This is a genomic window from Pseudomonas chlororaphis subsp. aurantiaca (assembly GCF_013466605.1).
Classification (GTDB): domain Bacteria; phylum Pseudomonadota; class Gammaproteobacteria; order Pseudomonadales; family Pseudomonadaceae; genus Aquipseudomonas; species Aquipseudomonas chlororaphis_I.
Window position 1 is genome coordinate 835599 of the sequence record NZ_CP059162.1, and the last position, 23178, is coordinate 858776.

Sequence of the window (23178 nt, forward strand, 5' to 3'; positions counted from 1 at the left end):
GCTCTGCACTCGATCAGAGCGCCGCGGCCAGCGCCATTGCGCTGGGCTGCTCGAGCCCCATGAAGCGCCTGACCCGTTCTCCGGCTTCTTCTTCGCGGATCGCCCGCGGGCTGGCGTCCAGCTGGATATTGCCGCCCTCCATGAAGATCACTCGATCGGAAATCGACAGGGCGAAGTCCATCTCGTGGGTGACGATCAACATGGTCATGCCTTCTCTGGCCAGGTCGCGAATCACATTCAATACATCGCCCACCAGCTCCGGGTCGAGGGCCGAGGTCGGCTCGTCGAAGAGCATGATCTGCGGCTCCATCGCCAGGGCCCGGGCAATCGCCACGCGCTGCTGCTGGCCGCCGGACAGCTGGTGCGGGTACTTGTGGGCGTGGGCCAGCAGGCCGACCTTGTCCAGCAAGGCGTAGGCCTGCTGTTCGCTCAAAGCCTTGCTGCTGCCGTGGTAACGCGGCGCCAGGCAGATGTTGTCGAGGATGCAGCGATGGGGAAACAGGTTGAAGTTCTGGAAGACCATGCCGATATGCCGCACGCCGTCGCGCACCTGCGGGCTGTTGAGGTTGTCGCCGGCGCTGATGAAGCTGTTGCCGAACAGCACGATCTCGCCCTGATCGATGCGCTCCAGGCCGTTGATGGTACGGATCAGCGAGGTCTTGCCCGAGCCGGACGGACCGATGATGGAGATCACCTGGCCGCTGGCGACGTTCAGGTCGACGCCCTTGAGCACCTGATGATCGCCGTAGCGCTTGTGGATGTTTTGCAGTTGCAGGGCCGGGGCGCTGCCGGCCAGCGCTGTTGGGCGCGGGCGGGTGTGCAGCGGTTGCGCCTGCTGCCGGAGCCGCTCGGTGCCGGTGTCGTCCAGGGTTTGTGGCGTGCGCAGGTTCAGGTCCAGGTGGCGTTCCAGGCGCTGCAGCAGCCAGGCGAACAGGGTGACGATCAGCACGTAGTACACCGCCACCGCGGCCAGGGTCTCCATCACCAGGAAGTTCTGCGCATACAGGCGCTGGCCGACGGTGAGCAGTTCGGTCAGGGAGATCACCGAGATCAGCGAGGTCAGCTTGACCACGGTGATGTACTCGTTGATCAGGGTCGGCAGGGAAATGCGGAAGGCCTGGGGGATGACGATCAGCCGTTGCAGGCCGACCAGGCCGATCCCCAGCGCACGACCGGCCTCTTTCTGCCCCTTGGCCACCGAGATCAACCCGCCGCGATGGATTTCCGCCATGTACGCCGCTTCGGTCACCACCAGGGCGAACAGCCCCGAGTAGAAGGGATTGGACAGCACCGAACCGGAGGCCGGAAACAGCTGGGGCAGGTTGTAGACGAAGACCACCAGCACCAGCAGCGGGATGCTGCGAAAGAACCAGATGTACAGCGCCGCCGGGGTTCTGAGCCAGGCGGCGCTGGAGAGTTTGGCCGACGCCAGGAGAAAGCCCAGCAGCATGCCGATGAACCAGGCCAGGGCGCTGAGCTGGACCACGGTGACGCAGGCGTGCCAGAAGCTGGGCAGGGAAAACAGGGAGAAGAAGTAGGACCAGTCGAATTGCATAAACACCTCAGGCGGCTTCGGATCGCAGGCATCAGGACGAGCGCTGTGCGCTCGATCAGGGGCCGGTCACGGGCGCATCCGTGCGCCGCAGTGGCTTGTCAGTCAGTCACGGGCTCGAGGTTGTATTTGCCGAGGATCGCGGCGTACTCGCCGTTCCTGCGGCTCTCGGCGAAGGCTGCCTGCAGCGCCTTATAGGTGGCGTCGTTGCCTTTCTTGACGAAGATGCCGAGGGTCTGCTGATAGATCAGGTGCTGGCTGGTGACCACCACCCGGCCCTTGGTGCGTTCGGCGATCATCTTCGCCGCGCCGGCGATTTCCACCTGGGCCTGGATGTTCTTCGACAGCAGGGCCTGGGTCACTTCAGGTGCCGAGGGGTATTCGCTGACGCTGATCGCGCCCTTGTTGTTCGGCACGCAGTAGTCGCTGGAGAGCTTCTGCAACTGGCCGACCCAGGTGGTGCCCTGTTCCAGGCCGACTTTCAGGCCGCACAGGTCTTCAGGGATTTGCGGATTCAGGCCGCTGTCCTTGGACGCCATGATCGCCGCGCCGGTTTTCGCATAGGCGATGGTCATGGCCTGGGTCTGCCGCTCCGGGGTGATGTACATGCCGGAAATGATCGCGTCGTAGCGACCGGCGTTGAGGCCGAGGATCAGGCTGGGGAACTTGGTGTCGACGAACTCGGCCTTGGCGTTCAGGTGCCTGGCCAGGGCGTGGGCCAGTTCCGGGTCGGAGCCGACCACGTTCTTCTCGCTGTCATAGGATTCGAACGGCGGGTAGGTGATTTCCATGCCGATCTTCAGCTGGCCGGGTGTCGCGGTCGAGGCCAGGCCGGCGGTGGCGCACAACAGGCCGGCGGTGAGCAGGGTCAGGCGAGCAACGTTGTTTTTGTTAAGCATCGTGGGTCTCTCCAGGGGATGGAAGCAAAGGGCAAAAGGGGTGTCAGGACGCTTGCGACTGATGTTTCAGGTGGCCGAAGCTCGAAGGCTTGCGGGCTTTTTCCGGCAAGCGGATCTCACCGTTCTCCACGCGTTTGCGCAGGTACTGATAGGTCTGCAGGGCCTGGCCATACATGTGTTCGCCGATGGCGATCTGCTCGTAGTCGTCCGAGGCCTTGGCGAACTGCGGCAGTGGCTTGATCTGGGTGTGGAAGTCGCAGGCGTAGAACAGCGGGAACGAGTAGCGCTCCTCGCTGACCGTGCGCACCCGGTGGGCGGTGGCGACAAAGGCGCCGGCGGTCATCACTTCCAGCATGTCGCCGATGTTCACCACGAAGGCGTCGGCAATGGGCGGGGCGTCGATCCACTGGCCCAGGTTGTTCATCACCTCCAGACCCGGCTTGTCGGCCAGCAGGATGGTGAAGCATTCATAGTCGGTGTGGGCACCGATGCCGGGGGCATCCTGGGCCGCGTCGTCGAAGGGGTAGTGGATCAGACGCAGTTTGGAAGGCGGGCGGGTGACCAGGGTGTCGAAATAGTTTTCCACCAGGCCCAGGGCCAGGGCAAACCCGCCGAACAGGCGCCTGCCGAGGGCGAAGACAGCCGCGTAATAGGCTTGCACCGCCTCCTTGAAACCGGGCAGTTCTGGCCATTCGTTCGGCCCCAGCAGCGGGGTATTGGCCAGGACCAGGGGATCGTCGGCCGGTACTTCGAAGCCGATGTCGAAGGCTTCCTTGTGATCCGGCTTGCCCTTGGAATACACCTCCTCGCCTTCGGGGACGAAACCCTTGTGGCTTTTCGAGGTGCCGATGTAGTGCTGCATCTTGGTGTCCAGGGGCTGGGCGAAATAGTCCCTGGCGGCCTGACGCAGGCCGGCGATCAACTGCGGGTCGATGCCATGGCTGGTGATATAGAGAAAGCCCACTTCGCTGGCGGCTGCTCCCAGCTGCTCGGCGACGGCCAGCCGGTGTTCCAGCTCGATGCTGAACAGGCCGGCGATGTCCACCACCGGGATGTGCTTGAAGTTGGCCTTGGCCGGGGTGTTATCGATCTTCTCGGGCATGACGCAAGAACCTCACGGACGGGTTGAGTGGGTGAAGCGGTCGAAATGTTCGCGCTCGGTCCTGGCCATCCACCGGTTCAGCGACCAGAGGTCGGCCACCGGCACGTTGGTGAAGGGCAGGTGATGCAGGTAGCCGTCGGCGCCGAACTCCGGGGTCAGGGTGCTGACCTGGTAGCCACGGGCCTTTTGCGAATGCCAGACGGCCTCCCAGTGTTGCTGGTGGAACGCCAGTTCACGGGCATATTCCGGGGCGGCGGGGTGCGGGACTTGCGGCCCCTGGTCATAGCCGACCCGGGCCTGGATGTGGTGAACGCGCTCGACGAAGGGGCCCAGGTCATCGAAAGGATCGTCCAGCAGGCGTTCGCAGGTGACGACCCAGTGGCTGATATCGCTGGTGAAGCGCAGGTCAGGCAATTGCCGGATCAGCTCCAGGGTGACCCAGGGGTTGAACAGCGAGCGGGCACGGTGAGTCTCGAAGCTGCAGAACTGGCCATGCTTGCGTGCCAGCTTCATGGCCTGGCCGAAGAACTCGACTTGTTGCGCCAGGGGCCAGCGGTCGTTGCCGGCCAGGACATTGACGAAGCGCGGTGCCAGCTCGGCGGCCCAGGCGAGTTTGCGGTCCAGGTCCAGCAGGTGTTCCTGGAACGCGGCCGACTGTTTGGGCAGGACGTCGTAGGCGGTGAAAACGGTGCAGATATAGCCGAGGCGATTGTCCCGCAGGAAAGTGCCGAATTCGCCGCGTTCGCGAGCTTGCAAAGGCAGGCGGGCTTCCATACCGTCGAAGCCGGCGGCCAGCAGCTCGTCGAGTGCCTGGGCCTTGCTGGCGGTATAGCCCCAGAGTGTGCGGAATATTTCCAGTTGCATCGGCTAACCTCAAAGATGTCTTGGGCTACTCATGGCACCGCAGCGGCATGTGGCCGAGGCGGCGATACTGGGCAGTAGCAAAAGACATTCCTTGAGCCGGATCTCTGCGGATCCGGTCTCACCGAAGGGGGGGCTGGACGGCTCACTCTCTGGCGCCGATCTTAAGCAGGCGATGCAGGCATGAAGAATAGGAAGGCTCAAATCGTTACTTCATTTTTTTCTAAACCAATAGCCTGCTACCCATGCCTGGGAGCCTCGCGGCGGTTTCACCGGCTGTGCTATCGTTGCGGCATCATTGTATGAAGATCAAAGAGAATCCCTGCATGAACGTGGCTGTCTCGGCGACAGAGCGCTTTTTGGGCTGGAGGCAGGTACTGCTGTCCACCCTGGTCTGTCTGTTGAGCACTTTTGCCGTCGCGCAACCCGAGCCTGCCACCAGCCTGGCAGACCAGCGCGCCAAGGCAGTAACTCAGGTGGTGCTGGGCATTCTCAGCTATGCGCGCTGGCCGGTGGAGCCGGCACAGCTGCGCCTGTGCGTGGTGGGGCCGACCGAATACACCGACGACCTGGTCAAGGGCACGACCCAGGCCACCGGCCGCCCGGTCCTGGTGCGGCGCTTGCTGGCCGACAACCCAGCCATCGTCAGCGAGTGCGACTCGGTGTACATCGGCAAGCTGACCGATGACCAGCGCGCTCGCCTGTTCACTTCCCTGGCCGGTCATCCGGTGCTGAGCATCAGCGAGGGCGGCGACCAGTGCACGGTGGGCAGCCTGTTCTGCCTGCGTGTCAGAGACAACCAGGTGTCATTCGAGGTCAACCTGGATTCAGTGGCCCGCAGTGGTGTTCGGATCCATCCGAGCGTGTTGCAACTCTCCCGTCGTCGACCGGCGGCGCCATGAGTCTCTTCAAATCGCCTGCTCGCCCTACTTTGCATTCGGTCATTGGCCGCGGGCATCTGATCGTCGCCCTGCTGGCCATTTCCATGGCCAGCCTGTCCCTGACCCTGCTCGGGGTGCTGGCGTTGCGGGTGTATGCCGATCACAACCTGCACCTGATCGCGCGTTCGATCAACTACACGGTCGAAGCGGCGGTGGTGTTCAACGACAGCGCCGCGGCGACCGAAGCCCTGGCCCTGATTGCCTCCACCGAGGAGGTGGCCGAGGCCCAGGTACTCGACGCCCGGGGCCGCGTGCTGGCCCACTGGGAGCGGCCGGAAACCGGTTTGCTGAGCGATCTGCAAATGCAGATCGCCCGCGCCTTTCTCGAGAAGCCCATCACGGTGCCGATCATGTATCAAGGCCAGGAGATCGGCAGTGTTGCCTTGACCGGGCACGGCGGCAGCCTGTTGCGCTTCCTGCTCAGTGGGCTGGTGGGAATTGTCCTGTGTATCGCGGTGAGCGCCTGGGTGGCGCTGTACCTGGCGCGCCGTCAGTTGCGCGGCATTACCGGGCCGCTGCGCAGCCTGGCCGATGTGGCCCATGCCGCGCGCCGCGAGCGGGCATTCGACGTGCGGGTACCGCCGGCTAAGATTGCCGAGCTGGACAACCTGGGCAACGACTTCAATGCCTTGCTCGATGAACTGGAAGCCTGGCAAACCCATTTGCAGAGCGAAAACGAAACCCTGGCCCACCAGGCCAGCCACGACAGCCTGACCGGGTTGCCGAACCGGGCGTTTTTCGAGGGCCGGCTGATCCGTGCGCTGCGCAGCGCCAGCAAGCTCAACGAACGGGTGGCGGTGCTGTTTCTTGACAGCGATCGCTTCAAGGGCATCAACGACAACTTCGGTCACGCCGCCGGCGATGCGGTGCTGATGGCAGTGGCGTCGCGGGTGCGGGCGCAGTTGCGCGAGGAAGACCTGGTGGCGCGCCTGGGGGGCGACGAGTTCGCCATTCTGCTGACCCCGCTGCACCGCATCGAGGACGCCGAGCGTATCGCCGAAAAAATCATCGTCAGCATGGAGATGCCGATTGCCTTGCCAGGCAGTACTTCGGTGCTGACGTCGCTCAGTATCGGGATTGCCGTCTACCCTGATCATGGCACCACCCCGGGTGCTCTGCTCAACGCCGCCGATGCGGCGATGTATCAGGCCAAGCGTGTCTCTCGAGGTGGGCAACACACTGCGGGGTCGGAGCCCCCCGTCGTTCACGTTCAATCCAGGAGCTAATTCTTTGTTTTCACAGACTCGATCTTTCTCGCGACTTTTCACCGCCGGCCTGTTGCTGGCGTTGCTTTCATTGACCGGCTGCCAGAGCGTGCCGCCCAAGGGGCTGACCCCGCAACAAGTGGCGGTGCTCAAGCAGGAGGGCTTTGAGCTGACGGATGAAGGTTGGGCCTTTGGCCTGTCCGGCAAGGTGCTGTTCGGCAGCGATATCGAGACACTGAATGCCGCCAGCACCGAGATCGTCGAGCGCATCGGCAAGGCGCTGGTCAGCGTGCACATCGACAAGGTCCGGGTCGATGGCCACACCGATGCCTCCGGCAGGGAAACCTATAACCAGCAACTGTCCCTGCGTCGGGCGAAAAGCGTGAGCAAGGTGCTGGTGGCCACGGGCATGCGCGAAGAAAACATCCAGCTGCGCGGCCTCGGCAGCAGCGAGCCGGTAGCCTCCAACAGCACGGTGGCCGGACGTACCGAAAACCGTCGCGTTTCGATCGTGGTCATCGCCGACTAATCGGCGAACACCATTGCTTGGGTCTGCCCCATCAGCAGGTCCTGATCCTGTTTGGTCACGTTGTTGATGTAGTCCCATAGCAGGGACGCTTGAGTTTGAGCAGCTCTTCGCAGCGCTGTTGGCAGGAAGTTCAGGTCCGGAAAGGGTCAGGCTCGCCCGGGCATTGTTTCAAGCGGGAAATGACGTCAGGGGCGGTTTTGGTGGTGTCGATTCTGCCTGTTGCATCAAGGTGGATTTCTATCGTTGCCCAGTGCTTAGGTGTGATGTCGATGCATTGTTGAAAACCTTTGTCCGTCCACCAAAAGAACATCATAAAGAAGTCGTCGTCAGGAAAAATGTAGCCGGACTCAATGGCAGAACCCCCATGTTTAATGTCGCCTCTGTGGATTCTGTCCTGAGTGTTCCAGACATATCGGAACTCTTCCTTGCTATTCGGGGAGAAGTTGACCGCTACGACGGGCGAGGCGAAATGCCAAAACGCAATAGAGGAGACCAGCAGCAGGAGAAATACCCAGCGGCCGTATCTGATTTTAGGTTTACTTACATTTGTGGACACGGACGCTTTTCCCCAATCAGTTATAGCCAATCCGGCCAGCCAAGAGAAGGAAAGTAACCAGACGTAGCAGCCGTAGGTATACCCAGTAATGGTGAACCTTCCATCTTCGTCGTACCAAGTAACGAGTTGTAATTGCACCGACAGTCCCATCAGCAATGCAAGTAGGGCATAGATGAAGCTGCGCCTGGACTTGCCCCTACAAAACCGGACACCAACTCCCCGTTAAATTGATGCTGGCGCCAAGCGCCTGAACTCCCTCGGTGAACGGTAATTCAAGGCGCTGTGCGGATGCTGCTCGTTGTAATGCTCGAAGGCAATTGCCAAGTTACGCAACGCCGTTTCTCGATCCGGCTTGGGCATGTGCGCCACGTAGTCACGCTTGATCGTCTTCACGAAGCTCTCGGCCATGCCGTTGCTCTGCGGGCTGCGCACCGGGGTGGTCACCGGCTGCAAGCCGATCTGTCGAGCAAACAGGCGTGTCTGTTCGGCGGTGTACGCCGAGCCGTTGTCGCTTAGCCATTGCACCGGCGTGACGGGCAGTTGATCACCAAAGCGCTTCTCCACGCTTTCCAGCATCAAGTCGCGGATATCATCGCCGCTGTACCCGGTCGGGCTCGCGACCCAGCCGATGGCCTCGCGATCACAGCAGTCCAGGGCGAAGGTCACGCTCAGTTTGGCCCCGTCCTCGCAGCGGAACTCAAAGCCGTCCGAGCACCAACGCGTATCGCTGGTTTTCACCGCAATACGGCCTTCGTGCCGACGCGGCACGCCGGGCTGTTTGAGTCGACGTTCCAACAGCAAGTTGTGATCACGCATGACCCGGTAAACTCGTTTCACGTTGATCGCCGGCAGCGACTGGGTTTCACGGGCGCGACGCAGCAATCCCCAGACACGACGGTAGCCATAGCTGGGAAGCTCGCTGACCTGTTGCTGGATTTCGACCACCAGCGCAGCATCGTCCACAGGCCTACTTCGCCGTACTTTGGGCGATACCGATTGCTTGATTCGAACCGTTAATTGCGAGCGCGCCACACCGAGACATTCGCTGACCAGCTTCACTGGTCGTCCCCCGGCAACAAGGGTGAGTGCGCAATCCATTTTCGCGACCGGGCGATCTCCACGGCCTCTTTGAGGATTTCGGCTTCCATCGTTTTCTTGCCCAGCATCCGTTGCAGTTCACGGATCTGCTTGAGCGCATCGCTCAGCTCGGAGGCAGGCACCACGGCTTCGCCAGCACTGACCGCCGACAGGCTGCCGTCCTGATACAGCTTGCGCCACAAGAACAGCTGATTGGCATTGATGCCGTTGCGCCGAGCGACGACCGACACACTTTGTCCTGGCTCAAGGCTCTCGCGAACCATGGCCAGCTTTTGCTCTGGGCTCCAGCGGCGCCGCCGCTCCTGGCCCAAAAGCTCCCCACTCTTATCGTTGCTGTTAGTCATAAACATAACCGTTTGCCTATCCCTTATCGTAAGGGGGAAACAGTGTCCTGTCTTTCATGGGGCTCGTTCAGCGCCTGACAATCCGAGTCCGATAGGCAGCAATAAACAAGGGGTTTGCTAACCAAGCAACGTACCCGTAGAGGACTGGCGGTAGCCCCAGAATGAAGGCGCCTCCTCCTGATATGGTGGCTTGGCTGAGGGTCCCATGGAGCCTGTCATCCCCTTCTTGACACACTGCTGGCAGTACCAGACTTAATAGGTACAGGGCCATACCGAAGTCACGCAGTTCGAGACGCCTCTTGTATGTAGCAATGAAGTACAGCCAAGCGGCAGGGATGCCTAAGGACCAGCGTGAGAAGTTCCTTAAAGGTGCCCTTGATCCGAAGATGCTGGCATATGTAGTGGTCAACTAATCCCGGACACGACGTTAAGTTTTTTCTCGGCCTGAGCCGGGGCCAGCCCATCGTTGAACTGGTGCGGTCGAGTCCAGTTGTACCGATGCATCAGGTAATGACTGATGTCTCGGTGCGCCTCTTGAGCCGTCATGTAGCCCACGGTCGGTATCCATTCAGTTTTCAAACTGCGAAACACACGCTCCATCGGCGCATTATCCCAACAGTTTCCACGACGGCTCATGCTTTGGCGCATGCGGTAACGCCAGAGCCGTTGGCGAAACTGGCGACTGCCGTATTGCGAGCCCTGATCCGAGTGAAACAGCAGTCCTTGAGGCCGGCCACGCTGCTCGTAAGCCATATCCAGAGCCTTGATCACTAAGTCCGCGTCCGGTTTGCTCGACAGCGCCCAGCCCACAACTCGGCGCGCATAGAGATCCAGCACGACAGCCAGATAATGCCATTTCCCTTGGGCCCAGATGTAGGTGATATCGCCACACCAGACTTGGTTGGGTGCCGGCACTTCAAACTCTCGATTCAAGATGTTCGGAATATCCGGCCGCTCAACCGTCGCTTGTTTGTAAGCATGTGATCCAGGTTGTTTGCTGACTAACGCCAGCTCCCGCATCAGACCACGCACCTTGAACCGTCCGATTTGCTCGCCATCTTCCTGCATCATCGACACAATGCTGCGGCTGCCGGCGGCGCTCCGACTTTGCGTGAACAACTCATTGACTCGACTGCGTAACCGAAGTCGTTCAACGTCCGGAGTTCGACATCTGAGGCGGTGGGCGTAGTAGCACGAACGAGTGATATCAAAGACGACACAAAGCCAATCAACCGGCTCTTGGGTGCTCAGTTGATCAATCAGCGCGTGCGTTCGTGCTCTTCCGACATCAAGAGCGCGGTAGCCTTTTTTAAAATGGATTTCTCCCGCTCAAGACGAGCGATCCGGGCTTCCAACTCCTGGATCTTCTGCTGCTCGGGCGTCAGCGCTTTTGTCTGCGGAGTAACACCACTGCGCTCCTGCTGGAGTTGGTTAACCCAGCGACGCAACGCGGACTCGACCACCCCGAGCGAGCGGCAGGCCTCGATATGGCTATAGCCTTGATCGAGCACGAGAGCTGCAGCCTCGCGTTTGAATTCAGCGGAAAAGGAACGACGTTGCTTGGTCATCAGACACCTCTATCTGGCGAGCATTCTCGCCTAAATGGGTGTCCGGTTTCATTAGACCACTACACAATCATCATCCGCTGCCCAACCCATAATGGGCTTAAGGTCCGCTACAGAAACCGGAAGAACCTTTGAAAAGGTTGCGAATTCCTCGCCTTCAGGAACTCCCATAATCGTGTGCTTCATGGTTCTACCTTCCTTCTTGGGTCTGCTGGGTGACCTCATAGCGGCACTGGTAGAGAACTTTAGGACCGGAAAGGGTCAGACTCGCCAGCGCATTGTTTCAAGCGAGAAATGACGTCAGGGGCGGTTTTGGCGGTGTCGATCCCACCAGTCGCATCAAGATAGATGTCTATCGTTCTTCCCCATTTGGGTGTGACATTAACGCACCTCTGAGTCCCCGTGTCGGTCCACCAATCGAATCTCATGAAGAAACCCGCATCGGGGAAGATATGACCAAACTTAACCGATGCTCCACCCCCCACAGGCATGTCGCCTTTATAGATTTGGTGCTGAACGTTCCAGATATACCGAAACTCTTCCTTTCCATCATGCGAGAAATGGACCGATACGACAGGAGAAGCGAAATACCAAAACGCAATAGGGGAGACAAGCAGCAGGAGAAATGCCCAGCGGCCGTATCTGATTTTAGGTTTACTTGCATTTGTGGACACGGACACCTTTCCCCCATGCTTCCGGTGGTACTGCAAGAACTTCATCCATGATCATCTTTGCCGTGATACCGCCATTAGGGTGCTGGCTGAAGAGTTTGATGCCAATACTGATGGATATTCGGTCCGGGGCGTCGTCCCATGCACGGAGTCCGTCAATATCGGCTGAACGATGAGGTCCGAGGAGTTTTCTATCCTCTTTTGGGGTCTTTACCGCCTCTTCCAGCTTACTTTTTGTGTCTGAGATGATTTGCTCGGCGCCTGCACCATCCAAGAGGGCGCTTTCGGAAAGTCTGCCCGCCATTCCCACATAACCGTAGTGAATGTTCGACCAGATATCATAGTAGTAATCGTAGTTGCCCTGTTTATGGTAAACGACACCGTTATACTTCTTTGAGAGTATCGGCTTGTGGTCCCAAGGTCGATATTGACCCACTCGTTCTGTCCAGATGGCTAAGGCTTTAGCTCTCTTCCCCAGCGCTAAGCTGTAGAAGTCAGGGTTTTGACCAAGGCGAAGATAGAAAGGAAGCTCCTTGTACTTCTTTGCCTCAGCCGTTGGGCTAAAGCTGTTGAGGTCCTTCATTTGTCGCACGGACGGACTATTGATGTTGGTATTTATCTCGCCAGCAATGTAGCTCGCCAGCTCTTCCATCATGTCGGGGTCATTACAGACCCTCTCCTCTGGCTTCTCTTCGGGCGCCTTAGAGGCCCCGTTAGGATCGACCAAAGCATTTGCATCCTTAGCCTTCTCGCTCAGCTTCGGGTCAGCCAGCAAGGTTGCCATCTTTTCATCGTCTACCGAGCCGTCTGGGCGAAACACGCCGAGGGCTGCGAAGTTGATGATTGCCGCGCCAGGAGCGGGTCCCATGACAAAGCCACCGAAGACATCGCCTGACCCGGTGATGATCGTCCCGCCGTGACTGGTAGGGCTACCTAAGTGGGCCATAGGGCGGCCATTCAGGATGATCGAGGGAAACCCCGTGGTGATGACCGCGCCACAACCGCAAGTGTCACCGACTCGGGCTGCTCCCATGAAGTTGATGCCTATGTCACCAGAAGCGGAAGCGATAGGGGTCGTACCGTGACCGGGAAGAGGGCAGGCGTGTTTGTCCCCCAGGCGAGCAGAAGAGAGCATTCATCATCCTTGTGCGTTAATTGATCCATGGCCCGTTGTAGAGCCTCGCGAGCCTACCAAGGATCATCCGGAATGGCTGTAGGACGATTCTGAACTTTAATGAAGCCCCTTCGAGAATCTGGCAGAAAAATCTGAATGACCACCTCAATCCACGTATGCGCCCAGGTTCCCCCCGTGGGCCCTCGCGCCTGAGCCTTATCGCGTGTCCGCATGGGGTCCTTATCTGCGCCCGCGCAGGCCTCTGGATGAGGGTCTTTGAGACGCTCTCAGGTGTTACAAGTCGTGTATCAAGCACTGACACAAACCGTTGGCAATGGCCTGCTGACCTCGTTACGATGAGGCCTCCTGATTCCTTGCAGACACTCAGTCGGCAAACACCATCGCCCGGCTCTGCCCCATCAGCAGGTCCTGATTCTGTTCGGTCACGTTGCGTATGTAATCCCACAGCAGGGTGATCCGCTTGAGCTTGCGCAGGTCTTCGCGGCAGTACATCCAGAACTGCCGGGTGACGTCTATTTCCTCCGGCAGCACTGGCAGCAGGCGTGGGTCCTGGGCGGCCAGGAAGCATGGCAGGATCGCCAGCGAGCGTCCTTGCTGCGCCGCCACGTACTGGGCGATCACGCTGGTGCTGCGCAGATTGGCGCTGGCGCCGGGCAGTACATTGGCCAGGTACAAAAGCTCCGAGCTGAACGCCAGGTCGTCCACGTAGCTGATGAATTGATGCTCGCTCAAGTCCGCCGGGCGGCGGATCGGTGGGTGCTGGTCGAGGTATTCCTGGGTCGCATAGAGCTGCAGGCGGTAGTCGCAGAGCTTGCAGCAGACATAGGGGCCATGCTCCGGGCGTTCCAGGGCGATGACGATATCGGCTTCGCGCTTGGACAGGCTGATGAAGTGCGGTAGCGGCAGGATGTCCACCGAGATCGCCGGGTAGGCGTCGACGAAATGGCTCAGCTGCGGGGTGATGAAAAAGCTGCCGAAACCCTCGGTGCAGCCCATGCGCACATGGCCGGACAGGGCCACGCCCGAGCCCGAGACCTGTTCGCAGGCCATGTGCAGGGTGCTTTCGATCGACTCGGCATAACCCAGCAGGCGCTGGCCCTCGGCGGTCAGGACAAAGCCGTTGGTCCGGGACTTTTCGAACAGCAGGGTGCCCAGCGCGACTTCCAGCGAGCCGATGCGCCGCGACACCGTGGTGTAGTCCACCGCCAGGCGCTTGGCCGCGCTGCTGGCCTTGCGGGTGCGGGCCACTTCGAGGAAAAACTTCAGGTCGTCCCAGTTCAGCGAGCCGAGGGAGGTGATGTTTTTTTGCATGATGGACCGGCTTTTATGTGCGTTCTTATTAGAAGTTTGCACATCTATACTCCAAAAACAGTCCGACAACCAACTCGCGACGCACGCCTCATTTCAAGGCGGTCCCACGCCTTGGCTCCCTGCATAAGAACCTCAAGAAGTCAGGAGACCCGTATGAACGCATCCCTCAAGTCCGACGGCACCACCTTGCAGCAGGTCAAGCTGCTGATCGACGGCCAGTGGGTCGAATCCCAGACCAGCGAATGGCACGACATCACCAACCCGGCCACCCAGCAGGTACTGGCCAAGGTGCCTTTCGCCACGGCGGATGAAGTCGACGCCGCCATCGAAGCCGCGCAGCGCGCCTTCCAGACCTGGAAGCTGACCCCGATCGGCGCGCGGATGCGCATCATGCTCAAGCTGCAGGCGCTGATCCGCGAGCACTCCAAGCGCATTGCCCAGGTGCTCAGCGCCGAACAGGGCAAGACCATCGCCGATGCCGAAGGCGACATCTTCCGCGGCCTGGAAGTGGTCGAGCATGCCTGCTCGATCGGCAGCCTGCAGATGGGCGAGTTCGCCGAGAACGTCGCCGGCGGCGTCGATACCTACACCCTGCGCCAGCCGATCGGCGTCTGCGCCGGGATCACCCCATTCAACTTCCCGGCGATGATTCCGTTGTGGATGTTCCCGATGGCCATCGCCTGCGGCAACACCTTCGTGCTCAAACCTTCGGAACAGGACCCGCTGTCGACCATGCTGTTGGTGGAGCTGGCGCTGGAAGCCGGGATTCCGCCGGGCGTGCTCAACGTGGTGCATGGCGGCAAGGACGTGGTGGACAAGCTGTGCACCCACCCGCACATCAAGGCGGTGTCGTTCGTCGGCTCCACTGCGGTGGGCACCCATGTCTACGACCTGGCGGGCAAACACGGCAAGCGCGTGCAGTCGATGATGGGCGCGAAGAACCACGCCGTGGTGCTGCCCGACGCCAACCGCGAACAGGCGTTCAATGCCCTGGTTGGTGCCGGTTTTGGCGCGGCCGGCCAGCGTTGCATGGCCACCTCGGTGGTGGTCCTGGTGGGCGCGGCGAAACAATGGCTGCCGGACCTCAAGGCGCTGGCGCAGAAACTCAAGGTGAATGCCGGCAGCGAGCCGGGCACCGATGTCGGGCCGCTGATTTCCAAGCGGGCCAAGGAGCGTGTGCTGAGCCTGATCGAAAGCGGCATCAAGGAAGGCGCCAAGCTGGAGCTGGACGGTCGCGACGTCAAGGTGCCGGGTTTCGAGCAGGGCAACTTCGTCGGCCCGACCCTGTTCTCCGGGGTGACCACCGACATGCAGATCTACACCCAGGAAATCTTCGGCCCGGTGCTGGTGGTGCTGGAAGTGGACACCCTCGACCAGGCCATCGCCCTGGTCAACAGCAACCCCTTCGGCAACGGCACCGGCCTGTTCACCCAGAGCGGCGCGGCCGCCCGCAAGTTCCAGAGCGAAATCGATATCGGCCAGGTCGGGATCAACATCCCGATTCCGGTGCCGGTACCGTTTTTCAGCTTCACCGGTTCCCGTGGTTCCAAACTGGGCGATCTGGGGCCCTATGGCAAACAAGTGGTGCAGTTCTATACCCAGACCAAGACCGTCACCAGTCGCTGGTTCGACGATGACAGCGTCAACGATGGCGTGAACACCACCATCCATTTGCGTTGAGGAGTCCGCTCATGAAAATCGCATTCATCGGTCTGGGCAACATGGGTGCACCCATGGCGCGCAACCTGCTCAAGGCCGGGCATCAGTTGAATCTGTTCGACCTGAACCAGGCCGCGCTCAACGAACTGGCCGAACTGGGTGGCAGTATCAGTACCTCGCCGCGCGCTGCCGCCGAAGACAGCGAGCTGGTGATCACCATGCTGCCGGCCGCGGCCCATGTGCGCAGCGTCTGGCTGGGCGACGACGGGGTGCTGGCGGGTATCGCCCATGGCACACCGGCGGTGGATTGCAGCACCATCGACCCGCAGACCGCCCGCGACGTGGCTGCGGCGGCCGCCAAGCAAGGCGTGGCCATGGCCGACGCGCCAGTGTCCGGTGGCACCGGTGGCGCGGCGGCGGGCACCCTGACCTTCATGGTCGGCGCCAGTGCCGAACTGTTCGCCACCCTGCAGCCGGTGCTGGCGCAGATGGGCCGCAATATCGTGCATTGCGGTGACGTGGGGACCGGGCAGATCGCCAAGATCTGCAACAACCTGCTGCTGGGCATTTCGATGATCGGCGTCAGCGAAGCCATGGCCCTGGGCGATGCCCTGGGCATCGACACCAAGGTGCTGGCGGGCATCATCAACAGCTCCACCGGGCGCTGCTGGAGTTCCGACACCTACAACCCCTGGCCCGGGGTGATCGAAACCGCACCGGCCGCTCGCGGCTACACCGGCGGCTTCGGCGCCGAACTGATGCTCAAGGACCTGGGCCTGGCCACCGAGGCCGCCCGCCAGGCACATCAGCCGGTAGTGCTGGGCGCCGTGGCGCAGCAGCTGTACCAGGCCATGAGCCAGCGCGGGGAAGGGGGCATGGACTTCTCGGCTATCGTCAACAGCTATCGCAAGCCGACCTAGAAACAGCGAAACCTGCGTTCTTCAAAGAGCGCAGGTTTCGCCAACCTCTGTGAACGCTGCAAACTTTCCGGGACTCACGTCGGGTGGGCTCCCGGTTTTTTGCATATGCAGCCGGAGGCCAGGCGGATTTGGCGCGTTCACGGTAGCGCCGCGAAATCACTGGTTATTCTCGTTATTCTGATCGGTTACAAGTCAGTTGTTGATTGGGATCTACAGTCAATCTGAAGGCCACAGGGAGGGCTCAAAGATGATTGACGAACTGACACATGCAAAGGAAATTCTGCTCGCACAAGAGCAGAAGTACCGCAGGTCAGCCTTCAAGTGGAAGCTTGGCTACAGGGCACTCTTGATCAGCTCGGCAATTCTGGCTTCCGCTGCTGCAATCGTCTCGAAGCTATCCCTTATCGAAAATCAGGAAACCGCCGAGGACCTGTCATCGATCTTGGCAGGCGCCGCAGCTGTGGCTATGACCATCATTGCTTCGCTGGATTTCGAGTCAAACTTCCGCATAAATCGACGTTCTCGTCATCAGGTCCAGCTCCTTCTGCTCGATGCACATAAGTCCGGGGTTAAAGCGGATACCTTGCTGGATGGGCTGAAGGAAGTGGTCAACCGTCGCACTCTTGAACTGGATAAACCTGATTGATATTCGCTGTAGAGGACGGCAGAGGTGCAAAGCTGATGCATGAGAGCTGAGCTTCGACAGGAGAGCCAATATGACAACGGAAGAGCAGATCGCAAGGATGGAGTCAGAGGTAGCGAAGCTCAAGGATCGCGGAAAAGACGGTTGGGACAAGTTTGGTGTCGCCTGCTCGGCGCTGATACCGATCACCATTGCAGGAGTGGGTGGGTTTTACTCCTACTACTCTCAGAGTACTGCTACGGCAGTGGCGGACATTCGAGCAGTGGCCGAATCAAAGATCAAGCAGGCCGAGCTGGTCTCTAAGTTCTTCGAGCCCTTGATGGGGAGTGATCAAAGGCGCAGTGAGTTTGCAGTACGGGCGCTGCTGGTTGCAGCTCCGGACTATGGCCCGACCCTAGTTCGAGTGGTTGCCGAGAATACCAAGGCGCCCGTCGAGGCAGCCTATGCTACTGACGCACTGGGCGAGCGATGGGATGCACTGATCAGGCAGATGTTTAGCGACGACGCTCGTCAGCGAGTGGATGGCTACCAGCAGTTGCTGGCGTCATGGGGAAGCGACGAGCTCTTGATCCCAGCAGTCATCGCCTATGGCAGTGGCAATACGTCCAATGGCAATGGTATTTACAACTCATTGGTGCTGTTGAGTCATATGCAGCGCGACACTATTCAAAAGCGTAAGGCAGACATCATCGCCTTCACTAAATTGGTGGAAGGAAAGGGCGATAAAATTCGTGAGCGTGCGGATGTCCTGCGTTCACGTCTCGGAGCCTGAGGCTTGGTTTTGGAGGCTTTCAGGGGGCGGTCTGGCTGGTGAAAGGAAGAGAAGCAGTTCCTCGATAGGGATTGCAGCAACCTGTATCGAAGCATTTGTTTCTCTCCTTTCCGGAGATTCGTCAGGCGAAAACGAAATACTTGCGTACGGTCTCGACCACTTCCCAGGTGCCTTTCATCCCCGGCTCGACCACGAAGATATCGCCGGCGCGCAGGTGGATCGGGTCCATGCCGTCCGGGGTGATCACGCAGTAGCCTTCCTGGAAATGGCAGTACTCCCACTTCACGTAGTCCACGCGCCATTTGCCGGGCGTGCAGATCCAGGTGCCCATGATCTTGCTGCCGTCTTCGCTGGTGTAGGCGTTGAGGTTGACGGTGTGCGGGTCGCCTTCGAGTTTTTCCCATTTGCAGGCATCGAGCACCGGCAGCGGGTGAGTGTCGCGCAGAACGGTGATAGGGGCAGTCGCGGTCATGAGGGCTCCGGGGGCTTGGCTGAGAACTGAAGTCGCACCCTATAGCGCCCGGCGCCCGGCCAGTTGTCTGTACTCGACATCGGGGTGCCCAGAAACGCAGTACTCGCCCGCGAAGTGTTGCCGCGGTTTGCCTTGAAATTTCCGAGCGTGAATCAGTGAATTCATGGCAGTTCATGCGAAAGATTCCGCGGTCGCCGGAGCATTTCGCAAGAATCTTCACAGGCATCGCTCGTATGATTCAGGTCGAAGTGACCGAGAGCAGCGCTATGAACACAACCCCAAGCTGGTGGGACATCAGCCCGCCCCTGAGTACCGCGACCCCGACCTGGCCCGGCGACACGCCGTTCCAGGAAGAGCGGGTCTGGCAGTACGGACCCGAGTGCCCGGTGAATGTCGGGCGCATCACCCTGTCGCCGCACACCGGGGCCCATGTCGATGCGCCGCTGCATTACAGCGCCGATGGCGCGCCGATCGGCGAAGTGCCGCTGGATGTCTACCTCGGCCCGTGCCGGATCGTGCATTGCCTGGACTGTGGGCCGCTGGTGCTGCCCCGGCACCTGGAAGGTCACCTGGAGAACCTGCCCGAGCGGGTGCTGCTGCGCACCTATCGCCAGGCGCCGTTGAGCACCTGGGACCCGGATTTCAGCGCCGTGGCCAAGGAAACCGTCGAGCTGCTGGCCAGCCACGGCGTGCGCCTGATCGGCATCGACACCCCGTCCCTCGACCCGCAGCAATCGAAAACCATGGACGCCCATAACACCGTGGCTCGCCATGGCCTGGCGATTCTCGAGGGCATCGTGCTCGACGAGGTGGCCGAAGGCGACTACGAACTGATCGCGCTGCCCCTGCGTTTCGCTCATCTGGATGCGAGCCCGGTGCGCGCCATCCTGCGGCCTTTGTCGCGATAATTCCTACAATAGTATTTACAACAACAAAGCTTCGACCCCGCACGCCCTCGATCAGGGCCGGCGCCGGGTGATCGACCAGCCGCGACCTGACATGAGGAGCCCACGCGATGAGTCAATGTCCGTATTCGAACAACCCACCGCCCGACAACTGGCATAACGCCGAGCTGAATTTTTCCGACTCCATGAGCTACGGCGACTACCTGGACCTGGGGCGCATCCTCAATGCCCAGCACCCCTTGTCGCCGGACCACAACGAAATGCTCTTCATCATCCAGCACCAGACCTCGGAGCTGTGGATGAAACTGATGCTGCACGAGCTCAAGGCGGCTCGCGAGCACGTGCATCAGGGGCAGTTGCCGCCGGCGTTCAAGATGCTCGCGCGGGTGTCGCGGATTTTCGACCAGCTGGTGCACGCCTGGGCGGTGCTGGCGACCATGACCCCGTCCGAGTACAAGTCGATCCGCCCATACCTGGGGCACTCGTCGGGCTTCCAGTCGTTCCAGTACCGCGAGATCGAGTTCATCCTCGGCAACAAGAGCGCGACCTTGCTGCGTCCCCATGCCCATCGTCCGGAACTGCTCGAGGAGCTGGAGCTGGCGATCGCCACGCCGTCGCTGTACGACGAAGCCATCGGCCTGATGGCCAAGGCCGGGCTGGCCGTCGACCCCGAGCGCCTGGCGCTGAACAGCCAGGCGCCGACCCAGCATGATGCGTCGGTGGAGGCGGCCTGGCGCGAGGTCTACACCGACCCGTCGCGCTACTGGGATCTGTACCAGTTGGCGGAGAAATTCATCGACCTGGAGGATTCCTTCCGCCAGTGGCGCTTCCGCCATGTGACCACGGTGGAGCGCATCATCGGCTTCCAGCCCGGCACCGGCGGCACCGAAGGCGTCGGCTACCTGCGCAAGATGCTCGACACCGTATTGTTCCCCGAGCTGTGGCGCGTGCGCTCGACGTTGTAAGCGGCAGGCAAGGAAAGGCCCGGCATTCGATGAATGCCGGGCCTTTTCGTTTATGCCAATCCCTGTAGCCGCCGACGATCAGGCCACCGCCCGAGTACCAGCCCTGGCCACCCGCAGGCGGTAGAACACCCAGATCAGCGCAACCCACACCGGGATCGCGTAGACCGAAACCCGGATCCCGGGAATCATCAGCATCACGCTGACGATCATCAGCATGAAGGCCAGGCACAGGTAGTTGCTGAACGGGAACCAGAAGGTCTTGAACGACGGCACTATGCCTTGCTGGCCCATGGACTTGCGGAACTTCAGGTGGGTCAGGCTGATCAGCGCCCAGTTGATCATCAGGGACGCGACGACCAGGGCCATCAGCAACTCCAGCGCTTCCTGCGGCGCCAGGTAGTTGACCACCACGCAGAGCAGGGTGATCAGCGCCGAGACGCCCAGGGCCAGCAATGGCACCCCTTGTCTGTTCAGCTTCATCATCGCCCTGGGCGCGTCGCCCTGTTCGGCCAGGCCGTAGAGCATGCGGCTGTTGCAGTACACGCCGCTGTTGTAGACCGACAGCGCCGCGGTCAGGACCACGAAGTTGAGGATGTGCGCCGCGGTGTCGCTGCCGATCAGGGCAAAGATCTGCACGAACGGGCTGCCGCTGTAGGAGTCGCCGGAAGCGTTGAGGGTCTGCAGCAGCTGGTCCCAGGGGTACAGCGACAGCAGCACGGTGAGGGCGCCGACGTAGAAGATCAGCACCCGGTACACCACCTGGTTGATTGCCTTGGGGATTACCTTGCGCGGTTCGCTGGCCTCGGCGGCGGTGATGCCCACCAGTTCCAGGCCACCGAAGGAGAACATGATGAAGGCCATGGCCATCAGCAGGCCGGTGCAGCCATTGGGGAAGAACCCGCCGTGGCTCCACAGGTTGCTCACCGCGGCCTGCGGGCCGCCGCTGCCGCTGGCCAGCATGTAGCAGCCCAGGGCGATCATGCCGATGATGGCCACCACCTTGATGATGGCGAACCAGAACTCGGCTTCCCCGAAGAACTTCACGTTCATCATGTTGATCAGGTTGACCAGCCCGAAGAACACCGCCGCGCTGACCCAGGACGGGATTTCCGGCCACCAGAACTGCACGTACTTGCCCACGGCCGTGAGTTCGGCCATGCCCACCAGTACGTACAACACCCAGTAGTTCCAGCCGGCGAGAAAGCCGAAGTAACCGCCCCAGTACTTGTGCGCGAAGTGGCTGAAGGACCCGGCCACCGGTTCCTCGACAATCATCTCGCCGAGCTGGCGCATGATCAGGAAGGCGATGAACCCGGCAATCGCATAACCGAGGATCATCGAAGGGCCGGCGGACTTGAGTACGCCGGCGGAGCCAAGGAACAGTCCGGTGCCGATCGCCCCGCCCAGGGCAATCAGCTGGATATGGCGGTTCTTCAAGCCACGCTTGAGTTCGCCGGGTTTCAGGATTTCATCCACTAATCACGCTCTCTTCTCATTGTTATCGGATCTGTCCGTATTCGCGGCCAGATCGCGGCTGACGGCGGACGGATCAGATATTACTCTCGGTGAACTTCTCGTAATACAGCTGAACGCTCTCAAGCTGCTGATCTTGCAACCAGTTCCTGATCGACTCGACCATCGGTGGCGGTCCGCAGACGTACATGTCCACCGGGCTATCGCGCAGTTCGCTGCAGTTGAAATGCTCGGCGATGTAACCGCGCTTGCCCGGCCAGTCCGCCGTCGGCTCGCTGATCACCGGAGTGTAGCGAAAGCCCTGCAGTTGGCTGGCATAAGCCTCGATACGCGCGGTTTCGCACAGGTCGGCGACGTTGCGCACCCCGTAGTACAGGTGCACCGGCTGGGTGCAACCGTCGGCGACCAGTTGTTCGAGCATCGCCAGCAGCGCCGACAACCCGGTGCCGCCGGCCACCAGCACCAGCGGCCGGACGATATGGCGCAGGTAGAAGGCCCCCAGTGGCGCCTCCAGTTCGATGCGGTCGCCGACCTGGCAACGTTCGCGGATGTAGTTGCTCATGGCGCCGTCGGGCAGCAGGCGCACGAGGAATTGCAGCTGCTGGCTGCCCGAGCGGTTGGCGAACGAGTAGGAGCGTTTGCTCGACGTGCCGGGGATCGACAGCCGGGCGTATTGCCCCGGCAGGAAGTCCAGCGCCGCCTGATCCTGGTCGAGTTGCAGTTGCAGGATCGCCGTGCTGTCGGAGACCTGGCGCACCTCGCTGACCGTGCCGCCCAGCTGTGCGGGCCCTGCGGCGCTGCACAGGCTGGAATCGAAGTCGAAGTAGAAGGTGGCATCGGACTGCACCCGGGTCTGGCAACTGAGCATCTTGCGTTGCTCCAGGTCCGCGCTGGAGAGGGCTTCCTCGTCCACGTAGTCCTGGCTGTAGTTGCCCGATTCGCAGCGGCCCTGGCAGGTGCCGCAGACGCCTTCGCGGCAGTCGAGGGGGATCTTGATACCGTTGCGCAGGGCGGCGTCGAGCAGTATTTCGTTGGCGTTTACAGGGAAGAACAGCGTCTTGCCATCGGCAAAGCTGAACGCGACCTTGTGATTCATGCCCGGTCTCCGTCAGAGGTGGTAGAAATCGAGCACCGAGTTGATGGTGTCGTTGAGCAGCAGCACATGCTTGCGGGTGATCAGCCAGCTGTCGCCGTGGGCCTTGAGGTTGTAGGTGGCATGGCCGAAGAACTGCTCGGCGGTGGTCAGGCGATAGAACAGGGTGTGCCAGTTCAGCCGCACTTGCAGGCCGCCATCGGCCTGCTCGGCGATTCGCACATTGCTGATGTTGTGCAGGGTGCGTGGCATCGGAATGGTCGAGGCGGCCTTGCCGGTGCGGATACGGAACACCCGGTCTTCCAGGCCCGAGCGGCTGGCGTAGTAGATCAGCGACATGCCGCGTTTCGGGTCGGTGGTGTAGACATGCTCGGAATCCCACTGCGGCAGGTGGAACTCGCTCTGCGGGTCGAAGAGCTCGAGGTAGGCGTCCCAGTCCTGGGCGTCGCACAGCTCCGACTTGCGGTAGAAAAACTGTTCGATACGGTATTGCAGTTGCGCACTCAT

General features: G+C 60.8%; 24 protein-coding genes. 9 read left to right on the forward strand and 15 right to left on the reverse strand.

Features of this window, described 5'->3' with window-relative positions; translation table 11 throughout:
* Positions 1-13: 13 nt before the first annotated feature.
* The 4 genes from H0I86_RS03655 to H0I86_RS03670 all read right to left on the reverse strand — a co-directional run bounded on the left by H0I86_RS03655 (position 14) and on the right by H0I86_RS03670 (position 4417).
* The gene (locus H0I86_RS03655) at positions 14-1555 is read right to left on the reverse strand and encodes an amino acid ABC transporter permease/ATP-binding protein (RefSeq protein ID WP_124354575.1); all 1542 of its coding nucleotides are present in this window, start codon (positions 1553-1555) and stop codon (positions 14-16) included.
* 98 nt (positions 1556-1653) lie between these two features.
* A complete protein-coding gene (locus H0I86_RS03660; RefSeq protein ID WP_124354576.1) occupies positions 1654-2451 on the reverse strand; it encodes an ABC transporter substrate-binding protein in 798 nt (265 codons plus the stop codon).
* Between the two features lie 43 nt (positions 2452-2494).
* The gene (locus tag H0I86_RS03665) at positions 2495-3553 is read right to left on the reverse strand and encodes an isopenicillin N synthase family dioxygenase (RefSeq protein WP_124354577.1); all 1059 of its coding nucleotides are present in this window, start codon (positions 3551-3553) and stop codon (positions 2495-2497) included.
* 12 nt (positions 3554-3565) lie between these two features.
* A complete protein-coding gene (locus H0I86_RS03670; protein ID WP_180924069.1) occupies positions 3566-4417 on the reverse strand; it encodes a sugar phosphate isomerase/epimerase family protein in 852 nt (283 codons plus the stop codon).
* Between the two features lie 323 nt (positions 4418-4740).
* Between H0I86_RS03670 and yfiR the strand changes: the two genes are divergently transcribed.
* From yfiR to yfiB, 3 genes are read left to right on the forward strand one after another with little or no spacing between them, the layout of a single operon-like run.
* Positions 4741-5316 carry a regulatory sequestration protein YfiR gene (yfiR, locus tag H0I86_RS03675; protein ID WP_124354579.1) on the forward strand — a complete coding sequence of 192 codons (576 nt, stop codon included), beginning with the start codon at positions 4741-4743 and terminating at the stop codon, positions 5314-5316.
* Entirely contained in the window at positions 5313-6581 is a 1269-nt protein-coding gene (gene dgcN, locus H0I86_RS03680) for a diguanylate cyclase DgcN/YfiN (protein ID WP_180924070.1), read from the forward strand. The genes yfiR and dgcN overlap by 4 nt, the downstream gene beginning before the upstream one ends.
* A gap of 4 nt (positions 6582-6585) precedes the next feature.
* Complete coding sequence (gene yfiB / locus H0I86_RS03685) at positions 6586-7089, forward strand: outer membrane lipoprotein YfiB (protein WP_180924071.1); 504 nt, start codon at positions 6586-6588, stop codon at positions 7087-7089.
* Positions 7090-7219: 130 nt separating this feature from the next.
* Here yfiB and H0I86_RS03690 read toward each other — a convergent pair whose 3' ends face one another.
* The 7 genes from H0I86_RS03690 to H0I86_RS03710 all read right to left on the reverse strand — a co-directional run bounded on the left by H0I86_RS03690 (position 7220) and on the right by H0I86_RS03710 (position 13769).
* Complete coding sequence (locus H0I86_RS03690) at positions 7220-7645, reverse strand: hypothetical protein (RefSeq protein ID WP_180925786.1); 426 nt, start codon at positions 7643-7645, stop codon at positions 7220-7222.
* A gap of 222 nt (positions 7646-7867) precedes the next feature.
* A protein-coding gene (locus H0I86_RS03695; RefSeq protein ID WP_373369362.1) for an IS3 family transposase occupies positions 7868-9087 on the reverse strand; the annotation gives its coding sequence in 2 pieces (ribosomal slippage) (positions 7868-8742 and positions 8742-9087; 1221 coding nt in all).
* Positions 9088-9492: 405 nt separating this feature from the next.
* Positions 9493-10655, reverse strand: a protein-coding gene (locus tag H0I86_RS03700) for an IS3 family transposase (protein WP_180921255.1) whose coding sequence is annotated in 2 segments (ribosomal slippage) — positions 9493-10400 and positions 10400-10655 — 1164 coding nt in all. Because the reading frame shifts where the segments join, the coding sequence is not laid out codon by codon here.
* Positions 10656-10706: 51 nt separating this feature from the next.
* On the reverse strand, positions 10707-10838 hold the full coding sequence (locus H0I86_RS32005) for a hypothetical protein (RefSeq protein WP_258019392.1): 132 nt from the start codon (positions 10836-10838) through the stop codon (positions 10707-10709).
* A gap of 59 nt (positions 10839-10897) precedes the next feature.
* Entirely contained in the window at positions 10898-11371 is a 474-nt protein-coding gene (locus H0I86_RS32010; protein ID WP_373369399.1) for a hypothetical protein, read from the reverse strand.
* Positions 11307-12458, reverse strand: a complete 1152-nt coding sequence (locus H0I86_RS03705) for a polymorphic toxin type 44 domain-containing protein (protein ID WP_180924072.1) — start codon at positions 12456-12458, stop codon at positions 11307-11309. Before H0I86_RS03705 ends, H0I86_RS32010 begins: the two co-directional genes overlap by 65 nt.
* 363 nt (positions 12459-12821) lie before the next feature.
* Complete coding sequence (locus tag H0I86_RS03710) at positions 12822-13769, reverse strand: LysR family transcriptional regulator (protein WP_180924073.1); 948 nt, start codon at positions 13767-13769, stop codon at positions 12822-12824.
* A 153-nt stretch (positions 13770-13922) separates the two neighbouring features.
* On the opposite strand from H0I86_RS03710, the gene H0I86_RS03715 reads away from it, so the two are divergent.
* The 4 genes from H0I86_RS03715 (at position 13923) to H0I86_RS03730 (ending at position 17763) form a co-directional block, all read left to right on the forward strand.
* The gene (locus tag H0I86_RS03715) at positions 13923-15449 is read left to right on the forward strand and encodes a CoA-acylating methylmalonate-semialdehyde dehydrogenase (protein WP_180924074.1); all 1527 of its coding nucleotides are present in this window, start codon (positions 13923-13925) and stop codon (positions 15447-15449) included.
* An 11-nt stretch (positions 15450-15460) separates the two neighbouring features.
* Positions 15461-16348: a 3-hydroxyisobutyrate dehydrogenase gene (gene mmsB, locus H0I86_RS03720; protein WP_180924075.1), complete on the forward strand. Its 888-nt coding sequence runs from the start codon at positions 15461-15463 to the stop codon at positions 16346-16348.
* 247 nt (positions 16349-16595) lie between these two features.
* Positions 16596-16994 (forward strand): hypothetical protein, encoded by a 399-nt coding sequence (locus H0I86_RS03725; RefSeq protein ID WP_180924076.1) that lies wholly within the window; start codon positions 16596-16598, stop codon positions 16992-16994.
* 70 nt (positions 16995-17064) lie between these two features.
* Positions 17065-17763: a hypothetical protein gene (locus H0I86_RS03730; protein WP_180924077.1), complete on the forward strand. Its 699-nt coding sequence runs from the start codon at positions 17065-17067 to the stop codon at positions 17761-17763.
* Between the two features lie 121 nt (positions 17764-17884).
* On the opposite strand, the gene H0I86_RS03735 is transcribed toward H0I86_RS03730, so the two are convergent.
* Positions 17885-18235: a cupin domain-containing protein gene (locus H0I86_RS03735; RefSeq protein ID WP_007922165.1), complete on the reverse strand. Its 351-nt coding sequence runs from the start codon at positions 18233-18235 to the stop codon at positions 17885-17887.
* Positions 18236-18501: 266 nt separating this feature from the next.
* Here H0I86_RS03735 and kynB point away from each other — a divergent pair, with 266 nt between their 5' ends.
* Positions 18502-19143, forward strand: a complete 642-nt coding sequence (kynB, locus tag H0I86_RS03740) for an arylformamidase (RefSeq protein WP_180924078.1) — start codon at positions 18502-18504, stop codon at positions 19141-19143.
* A gap of 107 nt (positions 19144-19250) precedes the next feature.
* Positions 19251-20105 carry a tryptophan 2,3-dioxygenase gene (kynA, locus tag H0I86_RS03745; RefSeq protein WP_180924079.1) on the forward strand — a complete coding sequence of 285 codons (855 nt, stop codon included), beginning with the start codon at positions 19251-19253 and terminating at the stop codon, positions 20103-20105.
* A 78-nt stretch (positions 20106-20183) separates the two neighbouring features.
* On the opposite strand, the gene H0I86_RS03750 is transcribed toward kynA, so the two are convergent.
* The 3 genes from H0I86_RS03750 to antB form a co-directional block, all read right to left on the reverse strand.
* Positions 20184-21581, reverse strand: coding sequence for an amino acid permease (locus H0I86_RS03750; RefSeq protein WP_180924080.1), 1398 nt, complete (start codon positions 21579-21581; stop codon positions 20184-20186).
* A gap of 73 nt (positions 21582-21654) precedes the next feature.
* On the reverse strand, positions 21655-22674 hold the full coding sequence (gene antC, locus H0I86_RS03755) for an anthranilate 1,2-dioxygenase electron transfer component AntC (RefSeq protein WP_180924081.1): 1020 nt from the start codon (positions 22672-22674) through the stop codon (positions 21655-21657).
* A 12-nt stretch (positions 22675-22686) separates the two neighbouring features.
* Entirely contained in the window at positions 22687-23178 is a 492-nt protein-coding gene (gene antB / locus H0I86_RS03760) for an anthranilate 1,2-dioxygenase small subunit (RefSeq protein WP_180924082.1), read from the reverse strand.

Bases quoted from the DNA above. Each gene is read 5' to 3' on its own strand.
- H0I86_RS03655 (WP_124354575.1), bottom strand. From the start codon at position 1,555: ATGCAATTCGACTGGTCCTACTTCTTCTCCCTGTTTTCCCTGCCCAGC.
- H0I86_RS03660 (WP_124354576.1), bottom strand. From the start codon at position 2,451: ATGCTTAACAAAAACAACGTTGCTCGCCTGACCCTGCTCACCGCCGGC.
- H0I86_RS03665 (WP_124354577.1), bottom strand. From the start codon at position 3,553: ATGCCCGAGAAGATCGATAACACCCCGGCCAAGGCCAACTTCAAGCAC.
- H0I86_RS03670 (WP_180924069.1), bottom strand. From the start codon at position 4,417: ATGCAACTGGAAATATTCCGCACACTCTGGGGCTATACCGCCAGCAAG.
- yfiR (WP_124354579.1), top strand. From the start codon at position 4,741: ATGAACGTGGCTGTCTCGGCGACAGAGCGCTTTTTGGGCTGGAGGCAG.
- dgcN (WP_180924070.1), top strand. From the start codon at position 5,313: ATGAGTCTCTTCAAATCGCCTGCTCGCCCTACTTTGCATTCGGTCATT.
- H0I86_RS32005 (WP_258019392.1), bottom strand. From the start codon at position 10,838: ATGAAGCACACGATTATGGGAGTTCCTGAAGGCGAGGAATTCGCAACC.
- H0I86_RS32010 (WP_373369399.1), bottom strand. From the start codon at position 11,371: ATGAAGTTCTTGCAGTACCACCGGAAGCATGGGGGAAAGGTGTCCGTG.
- H0I86_RS03705 (WP_180924072.1), bottom strand. From the start codon at position 12,458: ATGCTCTCTTCTGCTCGCCTGGGGGACAAACACGCCTGCCCTCTTCCC.
- H0I86_RS03710 (WP_180924073.1), bottom strand. From the start codon at position 13,769: ATGCAAAAAAACATCACCTCCCTCGGCTCGCTGAACTGGGACGACCTG.
- H0I86_RS03715 (WP_180924074.1), top strand. From the start codon at position 13,923: ATGAACGCATCCCTCAAGTCCGACGGCACCACCTTGCAGCAGGTCAAG.
- mmsB (WP_180924075.1), top strand. From the start codon at position 15,461: ATGAAAATCGCATTCATCGGTCTGGGCAACATGGGTGCACCCATGGCG.
- H0I86_RS03725 (WP_180924076.1), top strand. From the start codon at position 16,596: ATGATTGACGAACTGACACATGCAAAGGAAATTCTGCTCGCACAAGAG.
- H0I86_RS03730 (WP_180924077.1), top strand. From the start codon at position 17,065: ATGACAACGGAAGAGCAGATCGCAAGGATGGAGTCAGAGGTAGCGAAG.
- H0I86_RS03735 (WP_007922165.1), bottom strand. From the start codon at position 18,235: ATGACCGCGACTGCCCCTATCACCGTTCTGCGCGACACTCACCCGCTG.
- kynB (WP_180924078.1), top strand. From the start codon at position 18,502: ATGAACACAACCCCAAGCTGGTGGGACATCAGCCCGCCCCTGAGTACC.
- kynA (WP_180924079.1), top strand. From the start codon at position 19,251: ATGAGTCAATGTCCGTATTCGAACAACCCACCGCCCGACAACTGGCAT.
- antC (WP_180924081.1), bottom strand. From the start codon at position 22,674: ATGAATCACAAGGTCGCGTTCAGCTTTGCCGATGGCAAGACGCTGTTC.
- antB (WP_180924082.1), bottom strand. From the start codon at position 23,178: ATGAGTGCGCAACTGCAATACCGTATCGAACAGTTTTTCTACCGCAAG.